Source organism: Deminuibacter soli (assembly GCF_003412455.1).
Taxonomy (GTDB): domain Bacteria; phylum Bacteroidota; class Bacteroidia; order Chitinophagales; family Chitinophagaceae; genus Deminuibacter; species Deminuibacter soli.
Genome location: NZ_QTJU01000002.1, coordinates 362,731 through 389,109, shown reverse-complemented (window position 1 = coordinate 389,109; position 26,379 = coordinate 362,731). Strand labels below are relative to the sequence as shown.

General features: G+C 45.1%; 17 protein-coding genes and 1 other RNA gene. 10 read left to right on the top strand and 8 right to left on the bottom strand.

The genetic code is table 11. The features are described from left to right. Positions 1-111: 111 nt before the first annotated feature. The 8 genes from DXN05_RS08100 to DXN05_RS08065 all read right to left on the bottom strand — a co-directional run bounded on the left by DXN05_RS08100 (position 112) and on the right by DXN05_RS08065 (position 14,056). Complete coding sequence (locus DXN05_RS08100) at positions 112-1,101, bottom strand: bifunctional heptose 7-phosphate kinase/heptose 1-phosphate adenyltransferase (protein ID WP_245975157.1); 990 nt, start codon at positions 1,099-1,101, stop codon at positions 112-114. Further along, the gene (locus tag DXN05_RS08095; RefSeq protein WP_116846722.1) at positions 1,091-2,524 is read right to left on the bottom strand and encodes an APC family permease; all 1,434 of its coding nucleotides are present in this window, start codon (positions 2,522-2,524) and stop codon (positions 1,091-1,093) included. The genes DXN05_RS08100 and DXN05_RS08095 overlap by 11 nt, the downstream gene beginning before the upstream one ends. A 184-nt stretch (positions 2,525-2,708) precedes the next feature. Continuing rightward, a complete protein-coding gene (locus DXN05_RS08090) occupies positions 2,709-3,311 on the bottom strand; it encodes an OmpH family outer membrane protein (RefSeq protein WP_116846721.1) in 603 nt (200 codons plus the stop codon). 301 nt (positions 3,312-3,612) lie between these two features. Beyond that, the gene (rpoC, locus tag DXN05_RS08085) at positions 3,613-7,902 is read right to left on the bottom strand and encodes a DNA-directed RNA polymerase subunit beta' (RefSeq protein ID WP_116846720.1); all 4,290 of its coding nucleotides are present in this window, start codon (positions 7,900-7,902) and stop codon (positions 3,613-3,615) included. Between the two features lie 410 nt (positions 7,903-8,312). Continuing rightward, positions 8,313-9,377, bottom strand: coding sequence for a metal-dependent hydrolase (locus DXN05_RS08080; RefSeq protein WP_158559162.1), 1,065 nt, complete (start codon positions 9,375-9,377; stop codon positions 8,313-8,315). Positions 9,378-9,424: 47 nt separating this feature from the next. Then, positions 9,425-10,261 carry a hypothetical protein gene (locus DXN05_RS08075; RefSeq protein ID WP_116846718.1) on the bottom strand — a complete coding sequence of 279 codons (837 nt, stop codon included), beginning with the start codon at positions 10,259-10,261 and terminating at the stop codon, positions 9,425-9,427. A 36-nt stretch (positions 10,262-10,297) separates the two neighbouring features. Further along, positions 10,298-12,151, bottom strand: coding sequence for a T9SS type A sorting domain-containing protein (locus tag DXN05_RS08070; RefSeq protein ID WP_116846717.1), 1,854 nt, complete (start codon positions 12,149-12,151; stop codon positions 10,298-10,300). A 105-nt stretch (positions 12,152-12,256) separates the two neighbouring features. After that, on the bottom strand, positions 12,257-14,056 hold the full coding sequence (locus tag DXN05_RS08065) for a MutS-related protein (RefSeq protein WP_116847135.1): 1,800 nt from the start codon (positions 14,054-14,056) through the stop codon (positions 12,257-12,259). A 65-nt stretch (positions 14,057-14,121) separates the two neighbouring features. Here DXN05_RS08065 and ssrA point away from each other — a divergent pair. From ssrA to DXN05_RS08015, 10 genes are all read left to right on the top strand, one after another. Further along, positions 14,122-14,518: a transfer-messenger RNA gene (ssrA, locus tag DXN05_RS08060) on the top strand. A 482-nt stretch (positions 14,519-15,000) separates the two neighbouring features. Beyond that, the gene (locus DXN05_RS08055) at positions 15,001-15,348 is read left to right on the top strand and encodes an XRE family transcriptional regulator (RefSeq protein WP_116846716.1); all 348 of its coding nucleotides are present in this window, start codon (positions 15,001-15,003) and stop codon (positions 15,346-15,348) included. A 153-nt stretch (positions 15,349-15,501) separates the two neighbouring features. Next, positions 15,502-17,550 (top strand): ATP-binding protein, encoded by a 2,049-nt coding sequence (locus DXN05_RS08050; RefSeq protein ID WP_116846715.1) that lies wholly within the window; start codon positions 15,502-15,504, stop codon positions 17,548-17,550. 132 nt (positions 17,551-17,682) lie between these two features. Further along, positions 17,683-18,474, top strand: a complete 792-nt coding sequence (locus tag DXN05_RS08045; protein ID WP_116846714.1) for a hypothetical protein — start codon at positions 17,683-17,685, stop codon at positions 18,472-18,474. Further along, the gene (locus tag DXN05_RS08040) at positions 18,467-20,068 is read left to right on the top strand and encodes a DEAD/DEAH box helicase (RefSeq protein ID WP_116846713.1); all 1,602 of its coding nucleotides are present in this window, start codon (positions 18,467-18,469) and stop codon (positions 20,066-20,068) included. Before DXN05_RS08045 ends, DXN05_RS08040 begins: the two co-directional genes overlap by 8 nt. 23 nt (positions 20,069-20,091) lie before the next feature. Then, the gene (locus DXN05_RS08035) at positions 20,092-21,630 is read left to right on the top strand and encodes a helicase-related protein (protein ID WP_116846712.1); all 1,539 of its coding nucleotides are present in this window, start codon (positions 20,092-20,094) and stop codon (positions 21,628-21,630) included. Positions 21,631-21,829: 199 nt separating this feature from the next. After that, positions 21,830-22,402, top strand: a complete 573-nt coding sequence (locus tag DXN05_RS08030; protein ID WP_116846711.1) for a hypothetical protein — start codon at positions 21,830-21,832, stop codon at positions 22,400-22,402. A 16-nt stretch (positions 22,403-22,418) separates the two neighbouring features. Beyond that, positions 22,419-23,363, top strand: a complete 945-nt coding sequence (locus DXN05_RS08025) for a nucleotidyl transferase AbiEii/AbiGii toxin family protein (protein WP_170148867.1) — start codon at positions 22,419-22,421, stop codon at positions 23,361-23,363. Positions 23,364-23,937: 574 nt separating this feature from the next. Next, positions 23,938-24,783, top strand: a complete 846-nt coding sequence (bla, locus tag DXN05_RS08020; RefSeq protein WP_394337515.1) for a subclass B3 metallo-beta-lactamase — start codon at positions 23,938-23,940, stop codon at positions 24,781-24,783. Between the two features lie 87 nt (positions 24,784-24,870). Beyond that, entirely contained in the window at positions 24,871-26,355 is a 1,485-nt protein-coding gene (locus DXN05_RS08015) for a serine hydrolase (RefSeq protein ID WP_116846709.1), read from the top strand. Positions 26,356-26,379: the final 24 nt, after the last annotated feature.

The window sequence follows — 26,379 nt, the reverse complement described above, 5'->3', positions numbered from 1 at the left end:
CATGGCCGGTGCAAATGCATCACCTTGTTTGTAACGCCCTACGGAAGGTGTTACAGTAATAAGACTGCATTAGCTGCACCAGGTTTAATGTCTATTAAAAAAAATGGCAGATTAACCGGCAATAAGTTCCGTACACTCTTCCAGCAGGCGCTGTTTGTTAATGGCTGCGGTGCCCACTTCTTCACAAACCAATCCGCCGGCAATATTGGCTGTTTCTGCGGCCAGCTTAATGTCGTTTGTAGCGGCGTATACCAGCGCAGCAACCGCAATTACCGTATCTCCTGCACCGCTTACATCGGCAATATTCCGCAGGTGCGAGGGGATGATCCTGGACTGGCTGCCTTTCTGGAAAAACACCCCTTTTTCAGACAGGGTGATCAGTGATATTTTGTGCTGCAATACTTTCTGCAAAGCTTCGTGCACATCGCGCATGGCAGGCTCATCTACCGATTCGAGCAGCAGGTTAAGTCCTTCCTTTACTTCTTTCAGGTTAGGTTTAAAAATATCCACGTCCTGGTAGGTAAAGAAATTTTTACGCTTGGGATCTACCGCAGTGGCTATGCCATGTTCTTTACACACTGCAATGATCTCTGTAATTACACCGGCTGTTAAAATGCCTTTGTTGTAATCTTCAAATATCACCACGTTAGGCTGGTAGCGTTTGGCATAAGCTTTAAAACTGCTGATGATGGCAGTTGCCTCATCAGCAGCAATATCGTGTGTCACCTCCGAATCCAACCGCATCATTTGCTGGCTTTTGCCAACAATGCGGATTTTATTCGTGGTAATACGGTCAGTACTTTTAATAATATACTTGGTATCGATGTGCTGCTGCTGCAACAGGTTCAGCAATATTTCCGCATCATCATCATCACCAACAATAGAAAACAAAGTGGTTGCTGCACCCAGCGCAGCTGTATTAAGCGCCACATTACCGGCTCCGCCAATGCGGTATTCTTTTTTATCCAGCGCCACAACAGGTACCGGCGCTTCGGGCGAAATACGGTCTACCCTGCCCCACCAGTACGTGTCGAGCATTACATCGCCAATCACTACTACCTTCATTTTTGAAAAGCCGGCAAACAACGCATCAAATTTCATCAGTCTTTTTATTTGCGAGTGCAATATAATAAATGGGTATACCAATCAGCACAATAATCAAACCCGGCCAGGTAAAATTGGGTTTGTAAATAATAAGCAGGGAACAGAAAGTAAGCCCCATAATGATATACAGCGCAGGCAACACAGGGTAACCAAATGCCTTGTATGGTCTTTCTGCATCCGGGCGTGTTTTCCTGAGAATGAAAATGCCCAGTATGGTTAACACGTAGAAGATGACCACAACAAACGAAACCATATCCAGCAGGTCGCCGTATTTGCCGCTGAGGCAAAGCAGGGAGGCAACTACGCATTGTATCCACAGGCCAAACTGAGGCACTGCATTTTTATTCAGTTCACCTGTTTTTTTGAAGAACAAGCCATCCTTGGCCATCGTGTAGTACACGCGCGCACCGGATAAGATAAGCCCGTTATTACAGCCAAATGTAGAGATCATGATCATCACTGCCATTACCAGCGTACCGGTGTTTAAGGCGCCTGCAGCATGTGTACCGCCAAATATGGCATTGGATGCCGCTACAGCCACACGGTCTTTTTCTGCACCTGCAATCTCATGCAGCGGCAATACTGCTGTGTACATGATATTGGCAGCCACATAAACGATGGTTACGATGAATGTTCCGAGAAACAGGCTTAGACCAATATTCCGTTTGGGATTTTTGATTTCACCTGCAATAAAGGTTACGTTTTCCCAGGCCACACTGCTGAAAATAGAGCCTACCATAGAGGCTGCTATGGCACCAAAACCGGCAGCAGCCATGTAGTCGCCTACTGAGCCGTCTGCTTTCATGGGCTGCAGTTTCCAGGCATTGCTCCAGTTGGCATGCCATACATCGCTCTTAACAGCGAAAAGGCCAATAACAATTAAGCCGAACAAACTTACCAGCTTGGTAATGGTAAAGGTCGTTTGTATGATTTTACCGTTTTTAACGCCTCTTGTATTGATGTAGGTGAGCAATATAATGGTTACGATAGACAGTACCTGCGCAGGTGATATTTTAAACGAGCCGATGGAAAACAGCACCAGGTCTTCACTAACCTGCGGAATAAGGTAAGCGGTGAATTTAGAGAAGGCCACGCCAACTGCTGCGATGGTACCCGTTTGGATAACGGCGAAGAAGCTCCAGCCATATAAAAAGCCTACCAGCGGGTTGTACGATTCTTTGAGATACACATACTGACCGCCTGCTTTGGGAAACATGGCGCTCAGCTCGCCATAGCTGACAGCGGCGATTATGGTCATAAAACCGGTTAAAAACCATACCATCATCAGCCAGCCTGAACTGCCCACATTGCGTACAATATCGGCGCTGACAATAAAAATACCGGAACCAATCATACTTCCGGCAACAATCATGGTGGCATCTAGCAGGGTAAGTGTAGGCTTAAAGCTGGTATTGCTCATATTGCAATTTTCTTGTTTCGTTTGTAAACGGGAAGATAGGGAAAAGCTGCGAGCTACGAGCTGTGAGCTGCTAGCTTTAGCGGTTAGTCTATAGGGGATTCGCTCAAATCATCCACTATTGACTATTCACATAAAAAAGCCGGTGGCTTGCGGCCACCGGCGGAATATGTTTGCGGAGCGGGGGTTATTTTTTCTTCTCTGCTTTGAACTGTTCATTCAGCACACGCACCATTTCGGCGGTGATGTTGCGGGTTGTGTCTTTGTAGTACAGGTTGTCATCATCTGAGCTGGCGTATACAAATACATAACCGTGGGTTTTGCTGTATTCTTTCAGGAAGGTCTGGATTTTCGCTTTCACTTCCTGGAAACGGCGCATTGATTCGCCCTGCAGTTCCTGGTTTTTCTGCTCGTTGGTGCTCTGGAACTCACCCTGCATACGGGCAAACTCCTGCTGGAAAGCGGTTTGCTCTGTCTGCGACATAGAAGCGCCTCTTTGCTCGTATTCTTTGGCTTTGCTGGTAAGATGATTGCGCATCTGGTTCAGGTCATTGGCAATCTGTTCCTGCCTGCCTCTTACATACGCACGAACCTGTTTAGAGTATTCGTACTGGTTTTCGATTGAATCGATATCGAAGTACACTACTTTAAAACTGGCCGGACTTGCAGAATCAGAGATATGTTTTGCTTCTCCGCCTACATTGTTTTTGGCTCCTGCGAAATGCAGGTAAAACAGTATGCCGACAGCAACGACTAACACAACGTTGAGAACTAAGGAAAATTGCTTCATGCCTTATTTTTTGGGGTTATGAAGGTAACGGGATTTGTAAAAAAAATTTGTTAAAAGAGGCTTTAACAATTTAACAGTTTTTCATTTGCATTTACCGGGTACTGTATGGTTCAATAACCGGTATCCATGTGCTTCATTTGCAGAACAATGAATACACGATTCGGCTAAAACAATTGCCGGCATTGCATTTCAGCTCGCCAGCATTATTGCACGAACAGGAACAGCCAGGTATGGTTTGCAAAAAAAAAGCAGGAAGCAGTGTTAATGCTTCCTACTTTTTATTGATGGAGATAAGTTAAAACTATTCTTCGTCGTCGAAGTTCATGGCTTCGCGGGCGGTAGAGAGCAGTTCATACTCTTCTTTGCTGCCTACGATCATGTTTTCGAATTCTTTCTGACCTGTACCGGCAGGGATCAGGTGACCGGTGATTACGTTTTCTTTCAAACCAATCATGTCATCTGTTTTACCCTGGATAGCTGCAGAGCTCAGTACCTTGGTTGTTTCCTGGAACGATGCGGCTGAAATCCAGCTTTGAACGCCCAGTGATGCTTTGGTGATACCCAGCAGTACCGGTGTTGCGGTAGCAGGCTGTGCATCGCGCACTTCAACCAGTTTTTTGTCTGTACGACGCAGTACAGAGTTTTCTTCGCGCAGTTCACGCAAGGTGATGATCTGACCAGCTTTCAGCTTGCCGCTTTCGCCTGGTTCGGTAACCACTTTCTTATCAAAGATGCGGTCGTTCTCTTCGTTGAATTCAAAGCGGTCTTCGAGATCCTCTTCCAGGAACCTGGTATCGCCGGCGTCTACGATTTCCACTTTTTTCATCATCTGGCGAACGATCACCTCGATGTGCTTGTCGTTGATTTTTACACCCTGCAAACGGTAAACTTCCTGGATCTCATTCACCACGTATTCCTGAACGGCATACGGGCCTTTGATAGAAAGAATATCGGCCGGTGCTACCTGGCCATCGGAGAGCGGTGTACCTGCTTTTACGAAGTCACCATCCTGCACCAGGATCTGGCGTGTCAGAGGCACGAGGTATTTTTTAACGATACCGTCTCTTGCTTCAACAATGATTTCCCTGTTACCGCGTTTCACGTTACCGAAGGCTACTACACCGTCGATTTCGCAAACTACTGCGGGGTTACCCGGGTTTCTTGCCTCGAACAACTCTGTTACACGGGGCAGACCACCCGTGATGTCACCTGATTTACGCAGGGTTCTCGGGATTTTAACGATAACCTGGCCTGCTTTTACTTTTTCGCCTTCTTCTGTTACCAGGCGGCTGCCTACAGGTAAGTTATAGTTTTTGATTTCCTTGCCTTCGATAACGATGCCAGGAATTTTGGTTTTATCTTTTGTTTCGATAACCACTTTATCGCGGTGGCCGGTTTGTTCGTCGGCTTCTTCGCGGTAAGTGATACCTTCAATAACATTCTCGAATTTGATTTCACCGGCAATTTCGGCAACCACAACGTTGTTGAACGGATCCCATGTACAAATGGTTTCGCCTTTTTTCACCTGCTGTCCGTCTTTCACGGTTAAGATAGCACCGTAAGGAACGTTGTTGGTGATCAGGAGGCGGTCGTTTTTAACGTCCATGATACGTACCTCACCGGTACGGCCGATAACCACATTGATTTTGTCGCCTTCGTTGTTTTCTGTCTGAACCGTACGCAGACCATCGAACTGAATGGTACCGTCGAACTTGGCGTTCAGTGCAGATTCAATGGAAGATGAACCGGCAATACCACCCACGTGGAAGGTACGCAGGGTAAGCTGTGTACCAGGCTCACCGATACTTTGTGCAGCGATGATACCAACGGCATCACCACGCTGTGCCATGTAACCGGTAGCAAGGTTTTTACCATAACATTTCACACACACACCGCGTTTGCTTTCGCAGGTAAGCACAGAACGTATTTCTACTGTTTCAATGCCTGCGTCTTCAATGGCGTGTGCAATATCGGTAGTGATTTCTTCGCCTGCTGTAGCCAGGATTACATCGCTCTGCGGATGGAATACATCGTGCAGTGAGGTACGTCCCAGTATACGGTCATACAGTGGTTCTACGATGTCCTCGTTGTCTTTCAGCGCTGAAGTAGCGATACCACGTAAAGTACCACAATCTTCTTCAGTGATTACCACATCCTGCGCAACGTCTACCAGACGGCGGGTGAGGTAACCGGCATCAGCCGTTTTAAGGGCCGTATCCGCCAGACCTTTACGGGCACCGTGGGTAGAGATGAAGTAATCCAATACGTTCAGGCCACCTTTAAAGTTAGACAGGATCGGGTTTTCTACGATCTCTGCACCGGTAGAACCTGATTTTCTTGGTTTCGCCATCAAACCCCTGATACCAGCCAGCTGTTTAACCTGTTGCTTACTGCCACGTGCACCTGAATCAAGCATCATGTAAACAGAGTTGAAGCCCTGTTTATCGGTTGCCATTTCACGGATGAGCGTTTCAGTAATACGGGTATCCACGCGGCTCCAGATATCAATTACCTGGTTGTAACGTTCGTTGTTGGTGATTAAACCCATGTTGTAGTTTTCCCAAACTTCGGCAACTTCTTCTTTCGCCTGTTCGAGCAACTCGTTTCTTACTTCAGGGATAATCAGGTCATTTACGTTGAACGACAAACCACCACGGAAGGCCATACGGAAACCGAGGGTTTTGATGTCGTCAAGGAACTTGGCGGTTTTGGGAACGTCGGTGATTTTGATGATGTCACCGATAATTTCACGCAATGATTTTTTAGTAGCCAGTGCGTTGATAAAACCTACCTCGTATGGAACAAACTGGTTGAACAGCACGCGTCCAACAGTTGTTTCGATGAGTTTTTTAACCAGTTTACCCTGTTCGCGCACATTGGTTTTCACCTTGATCTGTGCGTGCAGGTCGATCCTGTTTTCATTGTAAGCGATCAGCACTTCTTCCATGCTGTAGAAGGCCATGCCTTCACCGCGTACTTTTTCAGTCTCGGTTGATTTTTTACCCTTGGTAATGTAGTACAGACCAAGTACCATGTCCTGTGAAGGCAGGGTGATTGGCGTACCATTCTGCGGGTTAAGGATGTTGTGTGAAGACAGCATCAGCAGCTGGGCTTCCAAAATAGCCGCGTTGCTCAACGGAACGTGAACGGCCATCTGGTCACCATCGAAGTCGGCGTTGAATGCCGCGGTAACCAGCGGGTGCAGCTGAATCGCTTTACCTTCTACCAAACGTGGCTGGAAGGCCTGGATAGATAAACGGTGCAGTGTTGGGGCACGGTTTAACATTACCGGGTGACCTTTCAGGATATTTTCGAGGATGTCCCAGATAACAGCTTCCTTGCGGTCTACCAGTTTCTTGGCAGATTTAACTGTTTTCACGATACCCCTTTCAATCAGTTTGCGGATAACAAACGGTTTGAACAGCTCGGCAGCCATATCTTTCGGCAAACCACACTCATGCATGCGCATTTCAGGGCCTACCACGATTACAGAACGGCCGGAGTAGTCAACACGTTTACCGAGCAGGTTCTGACGGAAACGGCCCTGTTTACCTTTCAGCACATCGCTCAAAGATTTCAGTGCACGTCCGCCTTCTGCTTTAACGGCGTTTGATTTACGGCTGTTATCGAACAGAGAATCCACAGCTTCCTGCAGCATACGTTTTTCGTTGCGGAGGATCACCTCAGGGGCTTTGATCTCGAGCAAACGTTTTAAACGGTTGTTGCGGATGATTACGCGGCGGTACAGGTCGTTCAGGTCAGAAGACGCGAAACGGCCACCATCCAGCGGAACCAGCGGGCGCAGTTCGGGTGGGATAACAGGGATATACTGCATTACCATCCACTCGGGGCGGTTGGTGATGCGGGTAGATGCGTCGCGGAACGATTCAACCACGCTCAAACGTTTCAAAGCATCGGCTTTACGCTGCTGTGAAGTTTCGGTGGCTGCTGCATTACGCAGGTTAAAGCTCAGGCTGTCCAGCTCAATGCGTGCCAGCAGGTCGTGAACGGCCTCTGCACCCATTTTCGCAATGAATTTCTGCGGGTCTTCATCAGGCAGGTACTGGTTATCTTTCGGAAGATTGTCCATGATTTCCAGGTACTCTTCCTCAGTTAACAAATCACCGCTCTGCAAACCCTTATCCTCACGGATACCCGGCTGGATAACAGCATATCTTTCGTAATAAACAATTGTTTCCAATTTCTTGGAGCTCATACCCAGCAGGTAACCGATTTTGTTGGGCAGGCTTTTAAAGTACCAGATGTGAACTACAGGTACCACCAGCTTAATGTGGCCCATACGCTCACGACGCACTTTCTTTTCTGTTACCTCTACACCGCAACGGTCGCACACAATACCCTTGTAACGGATACGCTTGTACTTACCGCAGGCACATTCATAATCTTTTACGGGACCGAAGATTCTTTCGCAGAACAAACCATCACGCTCCGGCTTGTAAGTGCGGTAGTTGATGGTTTCCGGCTTCAACACTTCACCAAAGCTGCGCTCTAAAATACTGTCGGGCGATGCCAGACCTATCGTAATTTTAGAAAATGACGCTTTGGGGCGATTGTCTTTTTTAATGGCCATATGTAAAAATTGCAATTTTTGCGTACTAATATTCCCGTGGTGAGCGGGCCTTACAGACCTTGATTTACGTACTTTTTTCTGCGTTTTTTCACCACATGCGTTTACCCTAACTCCCTGGCGAACAGTTTGTTAAGGTATTAAATCCCGTTAAGGATTACCAGCAGCGAATAAAACAGATGAATGAACCAGGTACAAAATTCCAAAATCCATAAGGCGGCAAAGGTAATGATTAAATATAAAATACCGAAAAAACAAAAAAACGTTCAGGAAATTATTTCCCCATCGCAGCTGCCCGCCGCCCCTCCACCTAAAAGGAATGGCTAAAGGAGCAACTTTTGATAACCTGCCCCAAAAACGGCCTTGGTAAGGTAAAAAAACATTAAACTTTAAACCATTAAACTTTAAACCCCTCACGTTCCCCTTATCCGCTGCCACAGGGAGCGCAACACCGGCCAGCTCCATCCCGCGAAACGGCCGCGCTGTAATACCATCATATTTCCTTCGGGCGATTGAATATAATAATGAAAAGAAAACGGGGCCGCTGCATCGTACCACCCGCCTGCCTGGCCAAAACGGAGATCGTTGAACACGAAATAATTTTCAACCGGCACAATCGTATAATACCCCTTGGAGAAGCGCAGCAGGTGCCGCAGTTCTGTTGTATCGCGAACGCCCCGCAACAGCTGATTGTTGCGCGGGAAATAATGCAATGGCATGCCGGCTTTTCCATCAAACACAGACATATAACCGGTGTAATAACCGCTGCCGGTTTCGGCCACTACATACCATAGCCAGGTGTTAAAGGGAGATGGCGTGGTAAAATACCGTTGTACCGTGTTGCCTGGTATGGTGCTCAACTGCCGGTTAAACCGTGTGTTAATCACAGCTTTGCAAACTATGGCCTGCACCACATACAGCAGGCAGCAACTCAACGCCACGGCAGCAATGGGTTTGCGGCGCAGGTAACTGCCATGTTTCACCAGTAAAATCAGGGTGGCAATAAAAGGCGCGATGGCAAACAGGGGATCTGCCACAAACAGGAGATTAAATGATACGCGGGTGTGGTTAAACGGCTCCCACCAGCCGGTGCCATAGGCATTGCAGGCGTCAATAACAATATGCAGCAACAGCTGGCTGCCGATAAACCATACCCAGTGCCTATACTGCATATTGCGCTGGTGCCATTTGTTCATCATAAAGGCCAGTAACATTGTTACCAGGGCAATGCCTGTAAAGGAATGCGTAAACCCGCGGTGTGCAAGCAGGTTGGCAGCTGGCCGCAACCATAGCGCGGCAAGCACATCCAGGTCGGGCAGGTTACCTGCAACAGCGCCCATCAGCAGGGCTGCCTTGCCCAGTCTTTTACCTGCTGTTATTTCTCCCAGGCAGGCACCCAGTGCCATATGTGTAAGCGAATCCAATTTATTTGCTGATAAGGTATGCCCGTATACCAGCAAAAAAATTGCCGGAAGCAAGCTGGCTTTTATAACCATCCGCTTCCGGCAATGTTCAGAAAGGTATGTTATTTACACTGGTAGTTGAAGAATGTTCTGCCATATAAAAAGGCGAAACCCTGCTGCTCATCGCCCGTGGCAGTAACGCTCATGATATTGCCTTCTGTACTGAATACATAACTGCCGTAATTGGTTGTCCACTGGTCGGCTACCGTATTGTTACCGTTGAACACCTGTGTAATCACCGATTTCAGCGCCTTCTGTGATTTTCTGCCAAAATTCAGGCATTGCTGAAACAGGTAACTTTCCGTACCGTCAGGGAAATGATACAACCAGTTCTGCACATCCTGCTCGTACATGTAGTTAAGCGTTGCGCTGAAGATAAGTATATTGTTGGCGCCGGGCACTACCATATCTGCATGCGTTAATACATTGTTGCGATATGTATAGGTAGTGGTATAATCGGGCTGTTTGGCTCCGTTTACATATTGGTTTTTGGTAACCAGGAAACCGGAATCATTGTACAGGTATTCGTAATCATACACGTCGGTAGAAGAATCATGCGGATCGTCCTGTGTATGAAAACGGCGTACACGGCCTTTTGAATCGGTTAAGAAATACTGCCTGCTATCAATGCGGATGGTGTCTTTACTATACGTGAAAGTGTACTTACCCAGTTGCACACCCACAGCGCTGTCGTATGCCAGCAGGCTGGTTGCGCGGCTGCTGTCATCGAAGGTAAAACTGATACTGAGATCGCCCTTGCTGCCATTGTTCTGCTGTGCAACGCTCAGCATATTGCAATTGCGCGGCGTAAGATTTACAGCAGGATCGGTGGTACTGTCTTTTTTGCTGCAACCGGCATATAGTAGCGTCAGCAACACTATAACCGGAAGTACTGACATTTTTTTTCTCAACATACTTTATCTATTTACTTCGGTTTAGTTTACCAGTATTTGAACAGACCTTGATTCATCATTGGCCACCACTTTTGCAATGTACATGCCTGCACTGAGGTTCGCCGGGATTGGTATCCTAATCCACTTGTCGCGGAACAGCAGTTTGTTCGACTGCCATACCACATTACCGCCGGTGGTAACGATAGTCACTTTCACCGTAACACTTTTTACATTTTTATAGCTCAGTACAATATTGAAAGGCCCTGTTACAGGATTGGGATACACGGTTACTTTTACGCTGTCGCCGGGTGTTGTGTTGGCAGCTGTAAGTGCTATGTATTTCAGTGATTCGTTCCAGCAGAGATTGTTGCTGCTGGTAGATACGAAGTAAATACCCTGCTTGGTTACCGGTATAAAACTTTTGGTTTGGCCGGCCATCAGCGTATTGTTAAAATACCAGCGGTAGTAGGTTGAAGGTGAGCTGTTCAGGTTATCGCCACTGCGGGTTACAACCGGCACGCTGTCTGCAGCAGAGTTAATCACGTTAAAGCTGAATGCAGGTGTTACACAGGTATTGGTGTCAATGCCGCGAACAGAAACAGTTCCTGCATTGCCATTGCCAATGGTAACGCCCGAACCGGAAGTAATGGTTGTATTGGGTAATGTCCAGATATAACTTTTATAAGCACCGTCTGTACCCAGTGTGCTGCTGGTACCGGAGTAGCAATAATTTTCACCATTGTCGATAGTACCACGCTCCCCGATGATCACTACCGGTTTGGCAGGTACATATGCCGTGATAACAATTTTGCGGGTAGTATCGTTAGACAATCCATTCGACACTACTGCATAGTATGTACCACTTGCAGTTACAATAAGACTGGCACTTGTGGCACCGCTGATAGCCGCATTGTTTTTGAACCAGCGGTAAGTAATGTTTTTACCTGCTTTAAGAATAGCAGTATCACCAGAACAGAACGATGTTTTGCCGGATACGGTTAACGCAGTATCTGATTTGCCCGGTACAATAACCGCCAGCGGCGCTGAAGCCAGCCAGCAGGTAGCATCAAGACTGGTTGCAACACTATAGGTACCCGTTTCTTTGGGAACAAAATACTTTTTGCTCTGGCCTGATATCAGTTTACCCTCTTCGTACCAGCGGTAAGAAGGTGTGCCTGGCTTTACATTATTACCGTACAGGGAATCGTTGCTTAATTGCAAGGTAGGCGCATCAAACTGGTTGCGTTTAACATTAACGGGAACAGGGTTGCTGGTGCACCCGGTAATGCTGTCAGACACCGTTAAGTACAGCAAAGTTTCTGTAAGCCCTACGTGGTGAATGGCAGCATTGTCTACCGTTGCAGTGCCATCTGGCTTGGTACCCCAGTTGTAGGTGGCAAAGCGCTGTGTAGTGGTTAATGTTGCCGTATTATTAAAACAAACCACGTTTGTATTAAGTGAATTATCGATGTCTGATGCCGAGGTAATGCTTAATTCATACGGAGGGATGCCCTTGTATTTTTTTACTACAGCCGTTTCGGTATTCCAGGATGTTACGCCCGAAGTAATAACGGCATAGTAACGCGCAGAATCCCCGTTGGCAATGGAGGTACCCAGCAGGGTGAGTGTATAGCTGGTTTCACCTGGCAGAAGCGTACCGTTTTTATACCATGCATAGGTTACCCCGGAAGGCTGAGGCGCTACAAGCGACACAACTGCATTGTCTGAACAAAGGTATCTGCTGCCCAATAAAGTAGAATCTGTAAAAAACGCATTGCCGGCGGTTTCGCTGTTCGATGCGCGGGCGGCATTGTGCCCGTAAAGCTTATCATGCGGCCTTGCATACGACGATGCAAAGCACAGGAGTGCCAGAAGGTTCAGGGAGAAGGGTTTCATATACTGGGTTAAATATGTGCCCGAAACTAATATTAAAACGCTGAATAGGAAAATTTTAGTGAAAAATCAATATTCAAACATTGATTTTCAATGTACTGAAGGCCATTATACCATTTCAATACCTATTTTCTTCATTAAAATAGAAGCATTCATGCTTTGGCAAACACCGGTTTTGAGTTTGTAATCAAAATACAGCTCCCCTGCGCTTACCTGCACATCGAAATGATAATTGTGCAGTTCACCGGGGTAAGTCTGCTCCATAGCAGCCAGTTCTACATCGTGTGTGGCGATCACTGCAACCGCTTTTTCCCTGATCAGTTGTTGAATAAGCGCCTTGGAGCCGGTATGGCGGTCAAGTGAATTGGTGCCGCGTAAAATTTCATCGAGCAGTATAAACACCTTGTCGTGGTGGTTCACGCGTATAATAATATCCTGCAGTTTTTTAAGCTCAGCATAGAAGGTAGAAGTATTTTCTGCGAGATTATCTGCAATGCGCATACTGGATACCAGCTGCACCGGCGAAAAAGCAAAAGCTGTGGCACATACCGGGCTGCCCATCATGGCCAGCACCATGTTTACACCCAAACTGCGCAGGAAGGTACTTTTACCTGCCATATTAGAGCCGGTGATCAGCATAATTTGTCCTGTACCTGCAATATCACAGGAATTGTTCACCCTTTTCTCCGGTGCTATCAACGGGTGGCCGAGGGTTTGTGCATGCAGGTTAAAATGCTGCTGCTGTACCTGCGGCAATATCCAGCCAGGCTGGTTGTACTTCAGTGTTGCCAGGGTATTCAGCACTTCCATTTCGGCAATTACCTTAAACCAGGCAGCCACATTTTGTTTGTTGTGTTTTTTCCATTCCATCAGCGCCATTGCCTGCCGGGCGTCCCAGGCCAGGAAGGGATTCAGGAACAGAATGGCCATACTAACGCGGTAATCGAAACGGTTGAGTATTTTTTTGAGTTGCAGCACTTCCTCATAAGAAGCCTGCTGCCCGCCACGCAGCTGCTGCTGTAACTGCTGCAGGTAAGGTGATTGCCAGGTTTGTTTTTCCACATGCATCAATTGCAATTGCAGCGAGCCTATTTCAGATTCGATGCGGGAAACATGTTTGTATATAACATTGATTTTACCGGTAAGCGAAGAAGACACAATCAGGAAAACAAAGAACAGCAGGTTAAACACCGGTGGCGGAATAATTTCCAGTGCCACGAGCAACAGGCAGCCGAACGGGATAACCGGGTACCATTTTACCAGCAGCTGCAACAGTTTTCCCTGTGGCAGGCCGTCCTTCTCCCCCAGCCAGTCGAGTATGCGCTTTTCGGTGCTTTGCTGTAAAGGGGCCTGCTTACCGTAATTCTGCAAAGTCTGTCGCCAGTTTACATGCGTGGCCATTTCGGTGATAGCCTCCTGTACGGGAACAATATTCGCTGCCCCGGGCGCCTGCAGCAATTGTGCAGCCAGTAATGCTTTGCCCTGCTGCGATTCGCAGCGGCCGATGTATTGATAAAGCGAATAATCACCGAATAAATCGAAATCACCCGCATAAGGATGCAGGGCCGGCTGAAACTGCTGGCCATTGTCGCGTTGCTGGTACTGGTGTTGCAGTACCAGCAGCTCATCTTCATTAATGGCAATTAACCGTTGCTGGTAACTGATGCGGTGATTATTATCGGTATCGAGCGATACGAGAAAAAGAAAACAGGCAATGCCAGCTACTACACAGATAACGGCAGCCTGCACCTGCTGTGGCAGAAAATAATAGCAACAAAGGGCAGGTACCAGCAAACAGGCCAGGCGCCCCCATCCCAGCCTGGAACGTTTTAACAATAATTGTTTCAGTAAGGACTGAGCTTGTTCAATGTGTTGGGTATAAACGGCTGCCGGTAACTGGTTGGTCATACCCGAAGCTACGTTGTTGGTGGTAAAAGCAAAAAAAATTGTATATTTGCTGTTCACTGAACTGCGGGGCTGTATTGGTTTTGACAGCGTTGGTTGCGGTAGGTGTAAGCATGCAGTGCGTTGGATAATTAGCACTTTAATCTGAATATTCAAAATTCAAATGGCAATACACAGTATGCCATGGCTGCCTAATCAGTGATTAGATAGTCATTAGGGCCGCGTCACGCAAGTGATCCTCCGGGATTGAGCAGGTTGTTCTGTTACCACGCTCCGCCGCCGACTCAAAACCAAACACAGAATGCTGCTGCAGAAGGCTGTGACTGCAGCAAAAGACCATACAGCTACGGAAGAGATTGGTTTGTCCTGTCCCTGTTTTTCCCGACAAATAATTCAGGAATAAGCATGTAGAAAGCTTATGGTAATAACGTTTGGACAGGGGTTCGACCCCCCTCAGCTCCACTTGGGGGGACTTCACAGTCCCCCTTTTCATTTACATCTATTAAAAAGTCCCCTTCGATTTGATACTTAGGCAGTTATGCATCAACAACTTAATAACTGAAGGGGTTCGATAAGGTCATTTTAATGGTGAGGGGAGTGATCGAACCCTAGATTTAACGACACTTGTTTTTGCGAGGTCCTGGCATTGTCTTATGCACCGCGCTACTCCATTAGTGAGTGTGAATTCATTTTAAGTAGCCGCACTCCTCTTCATTGACTGCTTACACCTACAGACTTGCTTTATTTCTTGTTAATTCATCATATGAGCGACCATATGAATCCTTGATGATTTAATTCTTGAAGAATATATCTTCTGCTATTTCAATTTCGCGCGCATCGCACCATACCCAATTTTAAGGCATGCTCCTTTATTCATGGATTTTGTCCTTCCCTTAGTCAAACATAAGCCGTGTATTTGATCTTTTCTATAAAACATTTATATTGTAATGACGGAGGTAAAAAAAATGGTACATCACGGCAGAAACATCGCCCTGTTTCGCAACGTTAAAAAATACAACCAGTCAGGTCTTGTAAAACTGCTGGGTAATAAGTGGGATCAGAAGAAGATTTCCGATCTGGAGATGGAAGCGGAGATTGATGAAACGATCTTGAAAGAGATAGCGCCGCTGTTGGGTGTGGAGGTAGATGTGTTGAAGGAGTTTAAATCGAATGAAGCGGGCAATAATTTCTATAATTATTTTCAAACAAATAATGGACAGATTGGAGGCAATCCATATGGAACGGTTAATTTCAATCCCATTGAAAAAATATTGAGCTTTACGAGCGCCAGGTAGCTTCCGAAAAAGAAATAGCTGATACGCTGAAACATGATAGCAAATAGAATCCCTATAAATTACTGAATGCCGGGAGTGCCGGCATTTTAGCTTATTTTTTTGAACCTCATCTTGATCAATCGTATTCGCTAGTCCCTATCAATTCCACCCCTTATGAAGCTACGTAAAAAGCTGAAGACAAACAGTCGTCTAATTCATACTCAGCTAACCAAATATAAAAATACGTTCGCTGCACTTTGTGAATTAATCAATAATTCAATTCAAGCTAAGGCCAAGAACGTCTTTATAAACATTGAATATGGAAATGGTGTTTTGGAGCCGTTCATAAAATGTATAAGCGTAAGGGATGATGGTCCTGGTGTCGCAAGTGACGATTTTGAACCAAGGATTTTAGAAATTGGAACAGATGTTAAAGCCGGCGGACAAGGCATTGGGCGATTTGCTGCATTGCAAATTGGAAGTAGCATAGTGATCAAAACTTTGAGCTATGATAAGAAAAGCAGCTGTTTTCACGAGATTACGTTCCCGATCGACGTAGATGCATTCAAACAAAACGTACTGGATGAAATCGAATTTGAAATCGACGATTCTTCATTATCTGAAAGCAATTACAATACGTTTTATGAAGTTGTTATTAAAAACCTGTACAGCAACACTGGAGGCAAAGTACCTAAGAAACAGCAACTCGGTCAACATTTCATTTTAAACAATTTCATAAACGAGATATTCCAAAAGTATCCATTTAACATCTTTAATGAAAATGTTGCATTCCATGTAAACGGAAGAAGACTTGAACGCGAAGATTTTTTGGTGGAAGACCCTATTATACAATCGAAGGAATACATTACTCTACAAGGTGAGGATACGGAGATCCAATTTTATTACTATCACACGAAACTGAACCTGGATAAGGTTAAGGTCTTTCTATGCATTGAGAATGCAGGCATTCAAACTGTAGCCCACGAATTTACATATTCATCCGAATGGTATACTCCAGATCTTGGCCCATGGTTTATTTACCTGGAGTCGCCAATGTTCAATAGTGACTTGTTTAGAAATCTGGATTTGGACGAAATGGCTGACGATGAGCTGAAATCATTGAAAGAGATTGTGAAAGTCACAATCAACGAGTTTTTCAAGGAAAGAAATAAAAAATTCGAAAAATTTTCCGATGCAATTCAAAGTGACGAGGCTAATCCCCTTAGAGATAATGATCGTTACTCTCCATCGCACCAACTGATTTTTAAAAAGGTAGCCTATCTTATCGAAGATCAGTATCAGTTGCTGGAGAAAAAGGCTCAGATTCGTGAATTGATTTATCCGCTTGTAAATACAGCCATCTCAAATGGAGAGATACAATCTATCTTCGAAAAAGTATTAAAATTAACTCCGGAATACATAGGTAAACTGCGTGCGCTGCTAGAGACAACAGACCTGGAGAATGTTATTCATTTCAGTCAACAGGTAATTGAGAAGACGGATTTTATCGAGTTTCTTAATGGAATTGTGTACGGCGAACTTGCAAAGGTACTGCTTGAGCGCAAACAGTTACATAAAATACTAGAAAAAGCGCTGTGGATATTTGGCGAAAGTTATAATGGTACACCATGTCTTTGGTCCGATCGGCAGATCGGTGCAATACTCCTAGAACTTCGTGAGAAGTTTTTCCATTACAGTCCAACTGTTGAAGATGAAAATCTCATAACAAGTGATGATCCGTTATTGAACAATATCACTGATTTATTCTTTTTCAACGATAAAATAGCCGACGATGAGCGCCGGGAAATAATGGTTGTTGAATTAAAATCCCCCAGTTGTGCGATCAGCCAAAAGGAAATAAATCAACTAGATAAGTACGCCTATACTATTGAAAACCATTCCGCATTGCCTAGTAGCAAAGTTAAATACAAAATGATTTTAATATCGTCAAAGCTCACGGGGTATGCCAAATCCAAAATGAAATCAGCTTTTGCGAAATATGGCGTTCCTTTTCTTTATGATAAGAAGGAAGAAAAGGATATCGAGCTTTATATTATAGAATGGAGAGAATTATTAGAGGCAAACAAGCGCAAACTAAAGTACCTTTCAAACGGAATTGAAACTAAGGAAAAATCAGTTCGAAATACATTTGAGCAGGATTATCCTGAATTAATTTCAGAGAATGTCAAAACTGTTCTTCGAAAGGTGAAAGAATCAGCGTGATTGATCCTTTCTTATTTAAATTCATCTCAATAATATTTATGTTGCGAGCACTCCGTCCAGTCCTTAAAACCTAGTTTGCTGCGGGGCGTTCATTTATCCATAATTTTTCGGAATTACTGCAAATAGATTAAAATGCCATTTACATTAAAACAGTGCGACAGCAGGCCAGCGGTGATTGATAATGAGATTGTCATTTCGGATGAAACAGAACTCGCAGAGTTAGTAGCATACATGCTAGTTGGTCACTATCTGCACTCCAAGCAAATAATTAAAGAATTAAACCCTACAAGTCCATTGCTACAAGAGTCTGAGATTGATTTAGCGATCAAGAGAATTGGCAGGGATACTGATATTACAAAACGCGACGGTTGGATTTTTCAAATGATCTCATGGCTTGCTTTGCAGCACGAATATAAAGCATTAGATTATCGTTGTCAACCCCCACACGATGCTCCTGCACAGCATGGGTTAGATGGACTAGCAATTATTTTGGAAGGCGGCGATACTCTGGCAAAGATTATTATTACAGAAGATAAATGTACCGCCGGCAACCAACGAAGCATTCTTCCCGAAGTTTGGAAAGAGTTTATATCATTTGAGGGAGGGATACACAATAATAAACTGGTTAGTAGGATTTCTCCTTTAATCGAGCATATCACCGGTTTCATGAAAAAGAATGAGAACAACATTTACGAGAAAAATATTAGATCATATAGGGTCGGAATAAACAGAAGTAAAACCTATGAAACAATAAAAAAGAGAGGAGATTTATTCAAAGGGTATTCCGATTGCGTTCCTGATTTGTCTGGCATACATAGAAGATATGCGGCAACCATGTTGCAAGAAGATATACGTAACTGGATGCAGCAATTCTGTGATAAAATTACCATTTTTCTCAATTCATTAAAGAAGCAAAATGTTTAATTCTGAGACTGAAGCTGTAATCAGAAGTATCCCTGGGATTGGCAAAATTGATATTGATCGTTTGCCACAGGAGTTGACAAATATATATGCGACAATTGTCGGGCTTCGACGTCAATTCTCAGGTGGTATTATAAACTATCAAGTGCCAGAGCTTTTTGAGGGTATTAATTTACTACAGACTCTTGCATACAACCTGGAGACAATCTTGATAACTGACCCCAACCATGAGAACAAGGAATCGATTGCATTTGTTGCGGGGACGGCGCACAGTCTTCTTCATCGAATTGGCTTTGTCGAGGGCGAAATGCGAGAGTATCTTAATTCGGATTCAATATCCTCTTTTATTTCTGCTATAGTACTTTTTTTAATTTCCAATAATCAGCCTGATGCAGCAGAGGTTTCTCGAAAAATGAACCCTGCTAAGTCTGAGCATGGCTCTAGGTCAATTCTTGTTCAATACATTCAGGCACTCGCAAAGGGCAACCTTCTTGAAATAATTGAAAACCCATTAACGGAGCCAATATACAAGGACGGCGATGACGTAAATTCCTATGCTATCAATCTACTTTGGGCAAATTTATCTAAGGGCCTTTACAGCATTGCTTCCGCTCTTTTGGGGACTCAGCAAGAAACTGATGCAGATGTTTACTTCGACAATGTAATAAAACTATCTGTTTTTGATTTGGCTTACACATCTCAGCGTTCGGTAATTACTGGTCCTTATCATTTGGCTAAGTTGTTAAAAATGTCTCAAGACTTGTTGTCGCGCGCGGTCGTCCATATTGCAGTGCCTCCAGGTGTAGACGTATTCCTTTGGGATGATTTCAAAGCGGAATTGGCTAAAACTAGGCCATACCTATGGAGCAATCATGTCGATGCTATTAGAACTAATTTTCTTACTCCGGGTCAATCTGCGGTAGTGACACTCCCAACGGGAGCTGGGAAATCGACACTAGCAGAACTAAAAATTGCTGCAACTTGCTTCTCGTCAAGGCGGGTTTTATACCTCGTTCCGACACATCCGTTGGAAGATCAAGTGAAATCAAATCTAGGAGCACTTTTTAATGGTTATTTAGGGACGGAGCTAGAAGTTGATGGCGAGGTGACAGACTTGAATCAAGGTGAAAATGAATCAATAATGGTAATGACACCTGAAAGGTGCCTTACAATGATGAATGTTGCACCCTCTTCATTAAATAATATCGGATTGATTGTCTTTGATGAATTTCATCTAATCCACGGTGCTCCAGGTACAACTGACGAGCGCTCACAAAATGCTATGTTTTGTTTACTCTCTCTCTTTGCTACCCAACCCAAAGCCGACTATCTTCTAATATCAGCTATGGTTCAAAATGGTGAAGAGATTCGCGATTGGATCGTGGCTGTAACAAATAGGGTTTGTCATCTTTTTGACTCTGCCTGGAAGCCTACAAGGCAGCTTCACGGCTGTCTTGTATATGATCAAAATGAAATAGATAAACTGGCTGCCAAAGCACAGGGCGATAGGAGCGAAAGGCAAGCTAATAAAAGAAATTCTCCATCGCCTAGCCTAATTAGGCAACTGACTGCCATTCCCTATTGCTTTTCAGTTTAAGAAATAAGTGGGATACTAAAAGCATGAGGGATTATTCTCTAGTAAAAATGTTAGACCTCCCTGTAAATTTAACGGCCAGCAATGCTTACTGGAGCCTTACTCCTAATAGGAATGCGGTAGCTGCTGCATTGGGCGCTCATTACGGAGGGCAGAAGCTCAAAACATTAATCTTTGTTGCGAATCCGAGGAATGCTATTGCTACAGCTAAAAATATCGAAAATAAGATGTCGTCAAATTCAACCGGAAGATTTAGACGATTTCATGATAAGCACAAAGACGAATTTCTCGCTTTGGAAAATGAGCTTGGCAGTATTAAGTACTCTTATTTGAGCATGGCAAACAGTACCGTTGTTCATCATGGGAATCTTCTTTCAATCGAGAGGGCATTAAGCGAGCAATATTTTAAAGATCCCGATGGGGCATCAGCACTTGTTGCCACCGCTACACTAGCACAGGGTATAAACCTGCCAGCAGAGATTGTTATCATAGCAGGAGATGATCGATTCAATACAGAAACGAATGAACTGGAATCAGTTGATCCCCATGAGTTACTCAATGCTGCTGGTCGTGCAGGCAGGGCTGGGCAGTCTTCACAAGGCGCGGTGATCATCATTCCGAGTAGGGTGGTGTCTATAGATGGGAAATCGATATCCTCTAAATGGTGGGAATTGAAAGACCAAGTGTTCTCCAAAAGTGATCAATGCTTAGTTGTCAACGATCCATTGGAAGTATTTCTTGATGATATACAATCGGAGGGTTTGCCTTTAGATAGTAAGAAAATTAATATGCTATTGCGGATTAGGTCAAATCAAGCGGGAAAGGGAGAGACTGAGAAAATATTCTCTAATTCTCTTGGGAGCTTTAGGGCTTCTAAACATGGAAAAATCAGTTTATTTAGGGAGAAAGTTGAGACACTTCTTAGTGTGAGAGAAAAACTTGATGGTCAGCTTGGGCATTCCTCTTGGCAGTACGAGATAAGTTTGAAGGCTGGTATACATCCTTTGGTTATCATAGGGTTATCTGACGCCATAAATAAGATGGGGCTAAGTAAGCTTTTCTCGATGTCGATAGCGGAAATCATAACATGGTATTCTTCCTGGATTCGCTCCAGTGGAGCTTATGTTGAGAAGATATTTAACAGGCCCAATACTATCGAAATTATAAGACGATTGAGCGGACTTCCAAAGGAATCATCTTTAAAAGAGATCGTAAATAACTTTGTCCGAATTGAAGGGCTTTTATTATCGTACGTGAGGGGTGACAGCTTGGAGGCGATTGAAATACGAATTAATAAGGAAGCCAAAGGATATCTTCAGGATGCTCGGGTCTTTGTGCTCAAGCTTGTTCCAGAGCTGAGTTTTTTATTCGGAATTATTTCTTTAGTTACCAAGCAATTGGTAGATATCGAAGGTTTGCCTAACGATGCATTACCAGCAACCTTGAGATTCCTGTCAAGTTGCATTAAAGAGGGCTTTGACAATGTTGAGATACTATCCTTTAAAATAAAAAATCCACGTTTTTCAAGGGTTCAATGCCACCTCTTATTTAATAGCACTATATAGTTTTTAAATTAGATGAAATCCAACGAGATGTAGCAAACATCAAGAACTGCATCCATGCTGACATTGAATATTTTTTTTGCTGGATGCTGTTACATTACTCCCTCGTCGTTTAAATTTTAACTTAACCCAGAATGCTAGATTTGCATGTTTTTTTATTAAAAATTCATGCAAATTTATGTTTTTTTTGTAAATTTGATCAATGCCTAAAGTCGACGTAATAAAGCATCATCTTCGTCCTGGTCAGGTTTATCGCCGGGAGGATCTATCGCAGTGGACCACTGCGGTAGATCGGCATTTGGCGGAACTGGTGGAGGAGGGCACCTTGAAGAAGGTGGCTGCGGGCATGTATTACTTTCCTAAGGCAACTGCCTTCGGCGATGCGCCACCCGCTGATAGTGAGCTGGTGCGCGCCTTCTTGAAGGACGATGAATTTCTCCTTACCTCACCCAATGACTATAATGGCCTAGGTGTGGGGACCACCCAGCTGTACAACAAGACGATCGTATACAACCATAAGCGCCATGGCGATGTCAAGCTGGGCAACCGGGTCTTTAGCTTTCAGCGAAAGCCCCGGTTTCCCAAGAAGCCCACCGTCGAGTTTCTACTTGTGGATCTGGTGAACAATCTTTCCAGCCTGGCCGAGGACCAAACAGCCGTGCTGGGCAACGTGCGCGTACGTGCGCGACAGCTGGACGCACGCCAGCTTAAAACGTCTGTTAAACGCTTCGGTAGCGCCAGGACGCAGAAGCTGTTTGCTTCCTTTCTTCAATAGCCCCTGATTGTTTCACATGTATCTACACGATCATCCCCAATTCAAAGACTTGCTACTCATCGTGGCTGACCGGGAAGGCATAGCACCTATGCTGGTTGAAAAGGATTACTGGATCATGCATGTACTATCCTGCTTGGAACAGCGCTTTGATTTTGCCCTGAAAGGTGGCACCTCCTTATCTAAAGGCCATCATATCATTGACCGCTTTTCCGAAGACCTGGACCTGCTGATTGAGCCACCGGCGGACCTGGGCTTCGCGGTAAACCAAACTAGCATAAAAGATAACGCAGTGGCCTCACGCAAAGCTTTCTACGACTGGCTGGCGCAGCACATACAGTTTCCCGGGCTTGTTCATGTAGAGCGCGATTACGCCTTCGACGATACCCGATATTACCGCAGTGGTGGCATCCGGCTAATATACCCGTCCGTTACAACTGCACTACCAGGTGTAAAAGGAGGCATACTGCTGGAGGCGGGTTTTAGCAAGGTAGCGCCCAATGCGCCACTATCCATCAGTTCCTGGGCCTATGACTTTGCTGTTAGCAATACCCAAGATGCAGTCACTGACAACCGGGCCAGAGCTGTTCGGTGCTACCATCCCGGTTATACACTGGTAGAGAAGATTCAAACCGTTATCCGGCATTATCGACAGGAGTTGGAAAGCGGTGATAAGCAAAAAAACTTTATGCGCCAGTACTATGACATCTACAGTCTATTAGACAACGCAGAAGTGCTTGCCTTTATAGGCTCGCCTGAATATCAAGCGCACAAAGCCGCCTGGATCACCGGAAAGGATGCATTAATTCCGGTTAACGAGCACCCTGCGCTTTTAATAGAAGACGCGCAACTGATAGCCGGCTTTACCGCTCGGTATGTGGCCACCGAGGCGTTGTACTACCGTGGGCAACCGACCTTTGCGATCGTGCTCCAACGAATAAGGGAGAAATTGCCATTGCTCTAATTTGTTAGCCACCCATCAGGAAAGTCATTATTGCGGCGAGTTAGCATTTCGTTTTGTGGCTATTGCCGCAGGATTCCATGGAACACTATTTCTTATGGTAGCTTATCGCCTACAGCGGGTACGTCCTGAGCATTCCATGTATACTATCCTCCATCATATTATATAAGATATGACAAATCATTCCGCTTACGTGACAATTCGGCTGATAACACATCTTTTTCGCCTCACTTACTCCACTTTCAAATCGTTTATAATCGAATGTAATGAAATAAAAGTCGTTCATTTAGAATGAGAATATTACGCTTTCCGGGAAATTCCATATCTATTTCATTAATCAGCTTGATAAACGCACCATACTGCTCAAGTTCGTCCCCGGGTTCCCCACCATCAATAAATCGTTTAATATCAGCGACTTATTTCATTTTAGCACTATTCAAAATATATTCCCTGCATACTAAAAGGAACTTAAAAATATCTGCCATTGATCAGCTTCTTCCCCAAAAACAACCGTTTGGCCCATCCCTCCATATGTTCTTATTTTGCCACAAATATCTCCCTCATGCGTAATCTTCTCATGCCTGCCCTGTCGTTCCTGTTTTTCACCTCCCTTGTATCTGCCCAGGAAGTTCATGAACCCAGTTTTACCAAACCTAACTGGACACAATCTTTTGAACCGTTCCGTATTGCAGGTAACCTGTATTATGTAGGTACTGCAGAGCTGGGATGCTACCTGCTGACTACACCCGCAGGAAATATCCTTATCAATACCGGTATCGGTTCATCCAGGGAATTGTTACAGCAAAACATAGAGAAGCTGGGTTTTAAACTGGCTGATGTGAAAATATTACTTACCACGCAGGTGCATTACGATCATGTAGGCGCAATAGCTGAAATAAAAAAACTGACCGGTGCACAATTAATGGTCGACGAAGCAGATGCCGCTGTACTGGAAGATGGCGGCAACTCAGACTATGAATATGGTGGCCATGGCTGGTTGTTTCAGCCCGCAAAGGCAGATCGCCTGTTGCATAACAATGATACCATCAGCCTCGGTGGCACGCAGCTGGTTATGCTGCACCATCCCGGCCATACCAAGGGTTCCTGCAGCTTTATGGTAACGGTAAAAGATGAACAGCAATCTTACCGTGTATTGATTGCTAACATGCCTACCATCATTACCGACAGAACTTTGAACGATGTACCCACTTATCCTGAAATCCTGAAAGATTATGCATACACGTTGCGCGCAATGAAGGGACTTACTTTCGATTTGTGGGTAGCCTCACATGCCAGCCAGTTTAATCTTGCAGAGAAACACAAACCCGGTGATACCTATAACCCCTCTGCCTTTGCCGGACGTTCGGATTATGATGAAGAGCTGGACGAACTGGCAAAGGATTACACCACGAAAAGACAATAATTAACACCCCCGCTCCCATCCATCAGCTAAGTACCCTACCACCAAAAAGATTTATATTTGGTACGGTCACCAATAACGCATACTGCTATGAAAAAAGTTTGCCTGCTTGCAGCCTTCCCGTTACTGCTGCTATCAGCCAGCGCCCAGGTTACAACCGTTGTATACCCGCTTGCCGCCAGCCGGCTTTCTGATACCAAAGAAAGTATCAACCGCATACAGACAGACGTGCCGCAGCTATTGCAAAAAGCAGACGTGCCGGGCATATCCATCGCGCTTGTGCGGCATGGACAGCTGGTTTGGACCGGCGCATTTGGCCTGGCCAATGTTAACACTGCACGGCCGGTAAAAACAAATACTGTATTTGAAGCGGCTTCACTCAGCAAAGTAGTGTTTGCCTATGCGGTATTAAAACTGGTAGACCAGGGCAAGATCAACCTCGATACGCCACTGAATAAATACCTCGGCAACAATTATGACGTGGTCAACGATGACCGCATTAACCTCATCACAGCAAGGCATGTATTAAGTCATACCTCGGGCTTCCCCAACTGGCGCAACACTGCAAATGAAAGCTTGCCCATTCTTTTCAATCCGGGTGAAAAATTCAGCTACTCGGGTGAAGGCATGGTGTACCTGTCAAGGGTGGTGGAAAAGATCACCGGTTTATCATTTGAAAATTTTATGCAGCAGTATGCACTGCAGCCCCTTGGCATGTCGTCCAGCAGTTATATCTGGCGCAATCGCTACGACACGCTGAAAGCCTACCGCCACGACATATTGGGCCAACTGAGCGGCAGAAACCAGCCGGAAAACGGGAAAGAAAATGCAGGCCAGGATCACGGCAATGCAGCCGCCAGTCTTTGTACAACTGCAACAGATTATGCCACATTCCTGGTGGCCCTGATGAACGGCACAGGATTGAAAAAACAAACCTGGCAGCAAATGATGACACCACAGGTAAGGGTTAATCCCAAATATCCTGCTGTTGCCTGGGGCTTGGGCGTTGGCCTCGAAACCATGCCGGAAGAAACCAACCTTTGGCATTGGGGCGATAATGGCGATGCCAAAGCTTATTTCACCGCTTCGCTGAAAAACAAAAACGCGGTGGTTTATTTTGCTGATGGCGCTAATGGTTTATCCATTGTTAAAGAGCTGGTAAACGATGGTCTCGGCGGAGAACACCCGGCTATTGCACACCTGGATTATGAAACCTATCACTCCCCATCCCGTTTGCTGTTAAAAGCTGCAATGAGCAAGGGTGCAGCCCCCGCATTACAGGACTACCTGCAACAAAGGGAAGACAATAAAGATTCTATTTCAGAAGACAATATGAACAGCATCGGCTATGTGTTTCTCCGCATGAAAAGAGCGGACGATGCGATCGCCTTTTTTCTACAAAACACCAAAGACTTCCCCGCCTCCTGGAATGTATGGGACAGCCTCGGTGAGGCCTACGCAGCACAAGGCGATAAACCCAAAGCCATTGCCAGCTATGAAAAATCAGTTCAGCTAAACCCCCAAAACACCAATGGGGCTGATACGCTAAAAAAACTGAAGGCACAAGGCAAATAACCTTCTTCATAAAAATTCAGCCAG

What these genes read in the sequence shown, in the direction of transcription:
- DXN05_RS08100 (WP_245975157.1), bottom strand. Translation starts at nt 1,101, where the DNA reads ATGAAATTTGATGCGTTGTTTGCCGGCTTTTCAAAAATGAAGGTAGTA.
- DXN05_RS08095 (WP_116846722.1), bottom strand. Translation starts at nt 2,524, where the DNA reads ATGAGCAATACCAGCTTTAAGCCTACACTTACCCTGCTAGATGCCACC.
- DXN05_RS08090 (WP_116846721.1), bottom strand. Translation starts at nt 3,311, where the DNA reads ATGAAGCAATTTTCCTTAGTTCTCAACGTTGTGTTAGTCGTTGCTGTC.
- rpoC (WP_116846720.1), bottom strand. Translation starts at nt 7,902, where the DNA reads ATGGCCATTAAAAAAGACAATCGCCCCAAAGCGTCATTTTCTAAAATT.
- DXN05_RS08075 (WP_116846718.1), bottom strand. Translation starts at nt 10,261, where the DNA reads ATGTCAGTACTTCCGGTTATAGTGTTGCTGACGCTACTATATGCCGGT.
- DXN05_RS08070 (WP_116846717.1), bottom strand. Translation starts at nt 12,151, where the DNA reads ATGAAACCCTTCTCCCTGAACCTTCTGGCACTCCTGTGCTTTGCATCG.
- DXN05_RS08065 (WP_116847135.1), bottom strand. Translation starts at nt 14,056, where the DNA reads ATGACCAACCAGTTACCGGCAGCCGTTTATACCCAACACATTGAACAA.
- DXN05_RS08055 (WP_116846716.1), top strand. Translation starts at nt 15,001, where the DNA reads ATGACGGAGGTAAAAAAAATGGTACATCACGGCAGAAACATCGCCCTG.
- DXN05_RS08050 (WP_116846715.1), top strand. Translation starts at nt 15,502, where the DNA reads ATGAAGCTACGTAAAAAGCTGAAGACAAACAGTCGTCTAATTCATACT.
- DXN05_RS08045 (WP_116846714.1), top strand. Translation starts at nt 17,683, where the DNA reads ATGCCATTTACATTAAAACAGTGCGACAGCAGGCCAGCGGTGATTGAT.
- DXN05_RS08040 (WP_116846713.1), top strand. Translation starts at nt 18,467, where the DNA reads ATGTTTAATTCTGAGACTGAAGCTGTAATCAGAAGTATCCCTGGGATT.
- DXN05_RS08035 (WP_116846712.1), top strand. Translation starts at nt 20,092, where the DNA reads ATGAGGGATTATTCTCTAGTAAAAATGTTAGACCTCCCTGTAAATTTA.
- DXN05_RS08030 (WP_116846711.1), top strand. Translation starts at nt 21,830, where the DNA reads ATGCCTAAAGTCGACGTAATAAAGCATCATCTTCGTCCTGGTCAGGTT.
- DXN05_RS08025 (WP_170148867.1), top strand. Translation starts at nt 22,419, where the DNA reads ATGTATCTACACGATCATCCCCAATTCAAAGACTTGCTACTCATCGTG.
- bla (WP_394337515.1), top strand. Translation starts at nt 23,938, where the DNA reads ATGCCTGCCCTGTCGTTCCTGTTTTTCACCTCCCTTGTATCTGCCCAG.
- DXN05_RS08015 (WP_116846709.1), top strand. Translation starts at nt 24,871, where the DNA reads ATGAAAAAAGTTTGCCTGCTTGCAGCCTTCCCGTTACTGCTGCTATCA.